3 protein-coding genes are annotated in these 9,353 nt (G+C 53.3%); all 3 read right to left on the bottom strand.

Going from position 1 to position 9,353, the window contains the following annotated elements:
• Positions 1 to 47: 47 nt before the first annotated feature.
• The 3 genes from HRU10_11600 to HRU10_11590 are packed head-to-tail and all read right to left on the bottom strand — an operon-like array spanning position 48 to position 9,333.
• Complete coding sequence (locus HRU10_11600; GenBank protein NRA27877.1) at positions 48 to 680, bottom strand: hypothetical protein; 633 nt, start codon at positions 678 to 680, stop codon at positions 48 to 50.
• Between the two features lie 20 nt (positions 681 to 700).
• Complete coding sequence (locus tag HRU10_11595) at positions 701 to 5,095, bottom strand: amino acid adenylation domain-containing protein (GenBank protein ID NRA27876.1); 4,395 nt, start codon at positions 5,093 to 5,095, stop codon at positions 701 to 703.
• Positions 5,096 to 5,130: 35 nt separating this feature from the next.
• Positions 5,131 to 9,333: an amino acid adenylation domain-containing protein gene (locus HRU10_11590; GenBank protein ID NRA27875.1), complete on the bottom strand. Its 4,203-nt coding sequence runs from the start codon at positions 9,331 to 9,333 to the stop codon at positions 5,131 to 5,133.
• Positions 9,334 to 9,353 lie beyond the last annotated feature (20 nt).

Here is a 9,353-nt window from a genome sequence, read left to right as displayed (position 1 = left end):
GACTTCCTTGATCGGAAGTCCGCCAAAGCCAACCACTTTTTAATTTTTTAGCGCATCCCTATGGGATGGCTGTGAAACATCTTATATCCCAGGAACTGGATCGTCAGCCGATAGAAACCACCAAGGGAGTTAGTCTCGGGTTCAGTATGGAGCTGTTGGATGTTTTTGCCTTTACCCCTTGAGACCATCATCGAAACGCCTTCACCGACACCATCGATGGTCACGATGAGGCTTTCATCGAAGCCCGACATGACAAAGGTGCTCACGGTGTGCGCCATGTGGTGATTGACGAATTGGAATTTTTCTTCGGGCACGCAAACACCAAATTCTCGTTCGAAGATAGAGGCCAGAAACGCAGCCGGTTCCTTCAGGTCAACGGCGTCAGGCTTGGCGAGATAGTAGATACCTAGGAAATTGCGCAGCCATTCTTTGGATGCATAGAAAGCAATGGCGTCGACATCTTCTAGGCTCGCTCCAGCTTGTTTGAGACAAAACTCAACTCCGTAGCGCCAGTTCTTATTGCAGTGCTTGATTCTGTTGATGCGCTCTTCCTCAATTGCAGCGATGACTTCACCATCTTTGACCAACACTGTGGCAGCATCATGAGCAAATCCTGTAGGGAATTCATACTTGTGTTCATAGGCGGCATCGACGCCGCCAGAGAGACCTAAAACGAGCATAACAGTGGTATCTGAGTGTATTAACGAGAGAAGGTAAGTGTGGCGTGGTCCGGATGAGAGAGGAGGCCGGATCTTATGAGGCATTCGATAAAGCGATCCACATGCACTTCCTCAACGGCGTTGGGGTGTATGCCAAGGGCCGCAAGTTGTCGGTAGGTGTGTATACACTGCACTCGTCCATTGGCAGGCGTGCCATGATCTTGCTCCCAGGCGTTTTCAACTGCGGGAGGAAACATGCCCAAAAGTTCGGTGAGTGCGTTTTCGTCGCCGTCGCGAATCGATTGTTCTAATGTGGTTCGCCAGTCGCTGTATGACAATTCCTCAAGCGGAAATCCCGCGGTGCGGACCGCATCGACGAAGAGGGACCATGACGTAGGGACTTCTCCGGCATGATGAAAAACAAAGCTGTCCATGGAATCTGCCCGATCGAGTGCCACCATCTGACGGGCAGCCACATCAACTGCGATCAGATTATCCCCGCCTTGGACGCTCGGGAAACAGCCGAGCTCGGCGCAGCCGCGGATCATCCGACAGGCGAAGTCCTCTCCGTTCCACGCACCCGTTTCAGAGTCACCCACGATGCGCGCAGGGCGATGGATTTTTATAGATAAGCCTCGTTCTCTGGCTCCATGGATCATTTTTTCCGCAACCCATTTACTTTGCGCATAGCCATTGCCTAGTCCCGAAGGAACGGTCAGCTCCGCATGTTCGTCGGTGGTTTCTAGCTCAGCACCCAAGACTGACAGCGAGGAGACAAAGCTTACGGGTTTGATGCGCCCTTCAGTAGCGAGTTCCAAGATGGCCGCAGTGCCGGAGACATTGGCGTCTTTTAAGGCCGAGTAGGCATCCATGAAATGCACTTGGGCACCGTTGTGAATGATGCGCGTCACTTCCTTGCTACAGCGCTTCCAATCGGACGAGTTCATGCCAAGGCGAGGCGTCGATAAATCGCCACACACGACTTCAACACTCGGACTGAAGGCGAGGGCTCCGAACCCATACCGTCCCCAAGCTGAGGCCAGGCGTTCACGTCCGGATTCTGGATTCTCTGCGCGGACGTGACAGATTATCTTCCCTGCGAAGGCACTCCACTCACGGCATAGGTAGGCACCAAGGAATCCGGTGGCCCCGGTAATGAGGACCGTTTTATCGAGATCTTTATGCTCTATGGGAGGGATCTCCTGAGGGATTGTTTGCAATCCACGCACGGCCTCAGCTTCGAGGAAAGCGGGATCGAGCTCATTGAAATAACTCGATACGCCACCCTGCAAGAGGTGGTCGATGCCACGGGCAACTGCTGCCAAGTCTGGAGCTTCGAATAAGCTCCGCATCGGGATGTCGATCCCAAGAACCTTACTCAACTCTGCCACAATGCGTGCTGCCAACATGGAGTGCCCACCCAGGTTGAAAAAATTATCCCCTCGGCTCAGTGGTTCGACTTTTAAATGACGTTGCCAGACTTCTGACACGCGGCGTTCGGTTGAGGTTTGGAGCTGGGCCTCTCCTGCCGTATGTTTCCGGGTATCATTCGATAATGCTATCAGCCGTTTGCGATCAACTTTACCGTTGTTTGTGGTCGGTAGCGTATCGAGGACAATCCAGCGTTGGGGCACCATGTAACCGGGCAAGACGCGCCTCAAGTCATCGATCAGGTCTTCCACTTTTGATGTGGGCCGCTTCAAAGCAACGTAGGTAACGAGTGCCTCGTTGTGGACGAGGATCTCTGCTTCTTGCACCGCGGGAAGGCTGCGGACAGCGCGCGCGACTTCGCTCAGCTCGATGCGGTGGCCGCGTAAGCTGACCTGACTATCTGTACGGCCCAAAAACTGAAGATCGCCGTTGCCGTTCCAGAGCGCGCGATCGCCGGTGCGATACATGCGCGAGCTCGGGGTTTGAGCAAAGGGGTTCGGGAGGAAGCGTTCAGCTGTTTCATCAGCTCGCTCGATATATCCGTCAGCAAGGCTGTTACCGGCTATATAGAGCTCACCCGGAACGCCTGTAGGCACGGGGCTGAGCCATGAGTCCAAGATGTATACACGCACTCCGTCGATCGCTTGGCCAATACTAGGAAAGTGGGGCCCCGCACGTGGGATAACGTGCCCAGACGTTGCAACTACAGCGTTTTCGGTAGGTCCGTAGTTGTTGATGACTCTGTAGTTAGTCTCCGTTTTAGGGTGCCGCTTGAGCCGATCGCCTCCCGTTAGCAGATAGCGTAGGGAGGGGATTTCATGTGCTTTCTCAATGAATTGTTCTGCGACCGTTGTAGGTAGAAATGCGTGGGTTATCTGCTGCGCTTTTAGGAAGGATGTTAAATCGATTGGATCGAGCATGGTGTCGGGCTCTGTCAGATGCACCGCGGCTCCGCGCGACAGGCTAGGCCAGAGTTCCCACATCGAAGCATCGAACCCCGGGCTCGCCACCTGAGTGCAACGATCTCCGGGTCGCACACCAAAAGCGTTTTCGTGCCATTGGCATAGATTCGCGAGGGCTGCGTGGCTTACCAATACGCCCTTGGGCTGGCCCGTTGAGCCGGAGGTGTAGATGATGTAGGCACCCGCTTCTGGGCTCGTTTTCCAGTCGGATTTGGGGTTCGCCGAGCTCGCTCGCAATTCACCTAAGCAAATGGTGGGGACCGCTATACGATTGGTTCGATCTACCACAGTGAGACGCACCTTCGACTCGCGTGCAATAAACTCCAAACGCTGGGAGGGAATCTCGACATCCGTAGACACAGGCGTGCCACCCACTTTCCAAATTGCCCAGAGGAGGCAAATCCAGCTCCCTGTTTGTTCCACAGAGACCAGTATCCGGTCTCCTGCCCTAATCCCGGATTGCCTCAAGCCCCCAGCAATTTTCTGCGCTTCCGTGTCCCATCGGGCAAAAGACCATGTTTCTTCCTTGGAGACGATAGCAGGCGCTTGAGGGCGCATGTTAATTTGGTGACGAATCAGGTCGGGGATTAGAGGAGGTTTGTGCGTGCTGGATGCTAGCGACTCCGGCTGCGCGCTACCCCAAAGATCAGAAAGTCGGCTACTGCCATTCTCTGTCACACGGTCGATCAATCCCAGGAAATCAGCGATCATCTGTTCGATATGGGCTGACGAAAAGAGATCACGGTTATATTGGAAAAACCCCTGCATACACCCAATTCCTTCCCACATGGCGACCATCAGAGGAAATTTGGCGACGACTTCTTGGGGAGGTATCGGGCTCAGCCGCAGACTTGAGAGTTCCATCTTCTCCTCCAGGGGGGAATTGAGGGTGAAGCTGGCCTCGATTAGGGGGGGCGTGCTCAGATCGCGATCAGGATTGAGGACTTCTACCAATTTCTCGAATGGGACTTCACTGTGTTCCTGAGCGGCGAAAAAGGTATCCCTTACGGTTTTGACAAAACTAGCAAAACTTGGATTGCGCGATAGGTCAGCCCGGATCACGAGCGTGTTGGCAAAAAAGCCAAAAATCTTTTCAGTGCCGGGCAGCATACGGTTTGCCTCGGGGCAACCGATGGCAAAGTCAGTTTTTCCAGCATAACGCGATAGGAGGACAAAGGTGGCTGCAAGCAATACGTTGAAGACGGAACTCTCTGTATCGCGCGCTAGGCGATGGACGCCATCGGTAGCCTCTCGAGAAAGTGAGAAATTTGCAATAGAACCATCGAAAGTTTGTAGCGCTGGTTTTGGAGATATGGTCGGGAGCTCCAGCAGCGGCAGATCCTCAAGTGCGCGGGTCCAGTAGCTCAGTTTTCGTTGAAAATCGGGATGCTTTTCACGCTTTTCCAACCAGGTCGAGTAGTCACCATATTGATGAGTCAACGGCGAGAGTGATACGGGTCTGTTTTGGGCAAGAGCCTCCCAGATTTGAGCTAGTTCATCGACCAATAGAGCCATCGTCCATCCGTCCGAAATGATGTGGTGTAAGGCAAAAACCACGGACCAACAGGTGTTGGATTGCTCCAGTAAGGACACGCGCATCAAAGGGGCTTCATCGAGTCTAAATCCGCGTCGAGTCTCATCGCGAATAAAAGTGGACTCGTCTTTATGCTGTCCGGCATGAAAGGTCACCGGAGGCTCCAGCTGGGGATGGATGCATTGGATTGGACCTTCGCCAGAATCCCCAATCGCAGTGCGAAGGCTTTCATGCCTTTCCATGAGAAGGGCTACGGATTCGGTGAGGAGTCTTCTTTCGAGCGCACCCTCAAGACGAAAGGCTCCAAAGATGATATAGGCGTGATGCTCGGATTGCATTTGATCAATGAACCAAAGCCGTTTTTGACCGTGGGATAGCGGAGCAGAGCTAGGATCTTCACGGGGCGTCATACAGTCACTCTGTGCCGCTGCCTCATCTTCCAACAGAAGGTCCAACAGCTCAAAGTCTTCGAGCTGCTCGGCATCATCGGGCTGAGGTGGGTGATCCATGGCGTCAGTAATTCTAATGAAGATGGGCGGGCAGATCAGCCTTTTGCAGCCGCAGCTTTGCGCCGGCGAAGTGCCTCTTTTTCTTCCGGGGTCATCGCTTGGATTTTGAGCCAGGCCTGAGCGATTTTTTCGATAAACTCAGGTTTTTCGGACTGTTCAACAATACGTTGGGTAAAGTCGCGCAAGTTTGGGGATTCAAAGAGAGTGATCATGGTGACTTCCATGCGGAAGGTCTCACGGATGCGGGATAGGATTTGTGTCGCGAGGAGAGAGTGGCCACCGAGCTCGAAGAAGTTGCTGGATGCTGAGAGTTCTGGGATTTTAAGAACGTCTTTCCAAATGCTTGCGACCACCGATTCTATCGGACTCAACGGCGCGTCATCTTTTTCTGGTGACTCCTGTATCTGTTCCGGCTCAGGTAGCGCTGTGCGGTCTAGCTTTCCATTAGGGGAAAGTGGCAAAGATTCTAGAAAAACGTAAACACTTGGAATCATGTAATCAGGAAGCGCTTGAGCCAGAGGCTGACGGATCTGGTCGACTTCGAAGTCCGCACCGGATTCTGCCACGATATAGGCTACCAATTGGGTGAAGTTACGTTCGTCTTGGCGGATAACCACGACTGCATCTGCAACGCCAAGAATATCGCGCATACTCGATTCGATTTCGCCCAGCTCGATACGGAAGCCGCGCAGTTTTACCTGAAAGTCGAGACGGCCAAGGTATTCGATATTACCATCTGGTAAGAAGCGCGCTTTGTCGCCGGTTCGATATAGGCGTGCACTGGGTGACGGTGAAAATGGATCGGGTAGGAAGCGTTCCGCTGTCAGTTCGGGTCGGTTTAAGTAACCCCGTGCAAGTTGAACGCCTCCGATATAGAGTTCACCTGGTACGCCCGGCGCGGTAGGATTGAAATGGCTATCGAGGATGTGGAGCGTCGCGTTGGCAATGGGTTTTCCGATGGGAACGCATGCATCTTCTCGCTCGGTAGTCGCTGGCCAATGGGACACGTCCACAGCTGCCTCGGTTGGTCCATATAAATTCTCTAGCTGGGCATGCGGGAAGCGACGCTTAAAATCGATCTGGGTGTCGTATTCTAAGGCTTCACCACTGCATACCACAGTGCGCAGGCTGGGGTGGTGATTCTGGGCATTATAGTTAAGAAAAGCCTTGAGCATCGACGGCACGAAATGGAGCGTTGTGATGCGGTGTTGGTCGATGATTTCGGCTAGGTATGCGGGGTCTTTGTGTTTCTCAGGTTCCGCCAAAACTAGGGTGGCACCCGTCATGAAAGGCCAGAAAAACTCCCAAACCGACACATCGAAACTGTAAGGGGTCTTTTGTAAGATACGATCACCCGGCCCTATGTTGAAGGCCTCTTGCATCCACTGTAGACGATTGATGATCGCCGCGTGGCTGATCATCGTACCTTTGGGACGACCGGTGGAGCCTGAAGTATAAATCAAATAGGCCAATCGATCTCTACCCTCAGGAAGATCAGGCGAGGGAACGTCAGGCTCATAGGGAACCGCATCCATGGTGATGACTTTAGCCCGTGCCTCACCGACTTCACCGCGACGTGCAGCCGAAGTGAGAATGATTTCGGGGGCGCTGTCTTCCACGAGGTAAGTAACGCGGTCCTGGGGATAATTTGGGTCGATCGGTATATAGGCACCTCCAGCGGTAACGATGGCATGCAGCGCCAAAACCATATCAGGCGACCGATCGAGGTAGACAGCGACACGTCCCTCATGACTCAGACCGATTTTGACCAAATAGTGCGCCCAAAAATTAACACGCTCAAGGAATTCACGATAGGACCATTGAGTGTCGTCCATAACGACGGCGATTTCCTCGGGCGTTTCATTTGCTTGCCTGCGCAGAAATCCGGCAAGGTGGTCGATCGAATCATAGGTGCGCTCCGTGTGGTTGTAGCCTAACAAAAGCCGTTGATCCTGCTCGGTCAACAGTGACAGAGATTTGAGCGAGACATCGTCGATATCGGCAGCAATCGAAAGAAGGTAATTCAGGCTGCCTACGATACGCTCAGCAGTTGTTGGCTCGAATAGGTCTGTGTTGTATTCCAGCGACCCCTTTAATGAGTCGGCGTTCTCCTGCATTGTGAGCGTCAGGTCGAACTTTGCTGTGCCTAGATCTACAGGGTAGGAGCTGATGTTTAGATCTCTAGAATCAGCCGCCGTTTCCGGTAAATTCTGAAACGTGAACATGACCTGAAACAGAGGCGAGCGGCTTAGATCACGCTCTGGCTTCAGTTCCTCAACTAGCTTCTCAAAAGGCAGCTCACGGTGTTGATAAGCCTGGAGAGCACGCTGACGAATGGAGCTCAATAAGTCAGCGAAATGTGTCGCATCATCGAACTGGCATCGAATCGCCAGAGTGTTGACGAAAAAACCAATGAGGTCTTCGGTGTTGCTTCCTTCACGATTGGCCACCGGCATGCCGATGGCGAAATCGTCTTGCTGGCTAAATGCGCGTAATGTGGCAGCAAATGCGGCCATCAGGGTCATCGAGAGCGTAGCCCCTTCATCGACTGCCAGAGCTCTAATTCGCTGGGTGGTATAAGCATCGACTGTAAAGGGGTGCGCTGCACCGCGGTAGGTTATGCGTGCTGGGCGCGGTGCGTCAGTCGGCAAGTCTAGGTAGGGTACGCTCCCAAGTTCATCTCGCCAAAATGCGAGCAGCTCATCGAGCACTTCGCCAGTCAACCAGGTTCGCTGCCACAGGGCGTAGTCCACATACTGAATGCTCAGATCTGGAAGGGCTGGAGATAAGCCGGAGACTGCTGCTTCGTAGCATGCAAGCCAATCCCGCGACAGCACGCTGAGTGACCAACCATCAATCGCAATGTGATGCACCGTGAGAATCAATGCTGTTTCTGTAGCACTCATTTTTACTTGAGTGGCGCGGAGCGGGGAACCGTTATTCAGAAAGAAGGGGCGCTCTGCCTCTTTTTTGACAAATGCCTGCAGGCTGGTGAGTTGTTCCTCAGGGTTTTGTTGAGACCAATCTGCGCGTTCTACCAGTACCGTGGTTTGATCTATAATCGTCTGGTGAGGCTCCTGTCCTTTGTCTGCAAGGATGGCTGTGCGCAGAGTTGTGTGACGTTCGACTAAAAGGCTCAGTGATTTTTGGAGTGCCCGATCATCGACAATGCCAGTTAGTTTCAATGCTAAAGTAACGAAGTAGGGATCGGTTTCCGCTGGCATTTGGCTGAGAAGCCAGAGCCGTTCTTGAGCGAAGGATAGAGGGTATCTCTCCTTTTGTGGGGTTGCCTTGATTGCTGGGCGATTTTTGCCGGAGCCAAGGAATTCGGCTTCGATGCGTTGAGCGAGTGAGGCAGCTCCAGGTGTGTCGAACACTGTTTTGAGCGGGAGATCAATCTCGAGCATGTCGCGGAGTAGAGAGACGACTTGCATGACGTTGAGAGAATGGCCGCCGAGGTGAAAAAAGCTATCATGAGCTGAGATGTGCGAAAGCCCAAGGACGCTCTTATAAGACTCGATGACAGCCTCGAGTATAGGACTCGAGGCGGCATCCACGGACGCTTTTTCAATGTTCGAAGACTGTGCCGCAAGCGTATCCAGTGCTTTGTTATCAATCTTGCCGTTGGCGTTGATCGGTAATGCGTCGAGAGATATCCAGATTCCCGGTATCATCGAGTCAGGTAACTGGTTGCGCAGGTATGTTTCGGCGTCTGATGCACCGAGCTCCGGCGAGGCGGGTACGACAAAAGCCGCGAGCTGGGGGCCGGATGGTAAATCCGTTTCAAGCCTCACTACAAATTCCTTGCAAAGGTGCGAGGCGCGCAGTTTTTGCTCGATTTCATCGAGTTCAATCCGGTTGCCGCGCAGCTTGATCTGTCGATCGCGACGCCCTTCGAAGCTGAAGCTTCCGTCGGGTAGCATGCGCACCTGGTCACCTGTGCGATAAAGTCGTGCACCCGCTTCAGAGCTATATGGGTTTGGAACGAAACAGCCTGCGGTGGTATCCGGTCGTCCGAAGTAGCCTAGAGCGACCTGTGTTCCGCCAATACACAGCTCGCCTACGGCACCCTGGGGCACGGGGTTCAGGCATTCATCCAATATCCAGAGCTGGTTGTCTGCGAATTGTTTACCCATAGGCGGAACCTTGGGCGCCTGCGTTGAATGCTCTATGAGTCCTGAGATGACTAGAACGGTCCCCTCGGTCGGTCCGTAGTGGTTATAAAATTCGAAGGGCAAAGGTTTTTGGGGATAACGGG

This window comes from Opitutales bacterium (assembly GCA_013215165.1).
Taxonomy (GTDB): domain Bacteria; phylum Verrucomicrobiota; class Verrucomicrobiia; order Opitutales; family JABSRG01; genus JABSRG01.
This window is presented reverse-complemented; position numbering and strand designations above follow the sequence as displayed.

What these genes read in the sequence shown, in the direction of transcription:
- HRU10_11600 (NRA27877.1), bottom strand. Translation starts at nt 680, where the DNA reads ATGCTCGTTTTAGGTCTCTCTGGCGGCGTCGATGCCGCCTATGAACAC.
- HRU10_11595 (NRA27876.1), bottom strand. Translation starts at nt 5,095, where the DNA reads ATGGATCACCCACCTCAGCCCGATGATGCCGAGCAGCTCGAAGACTTT.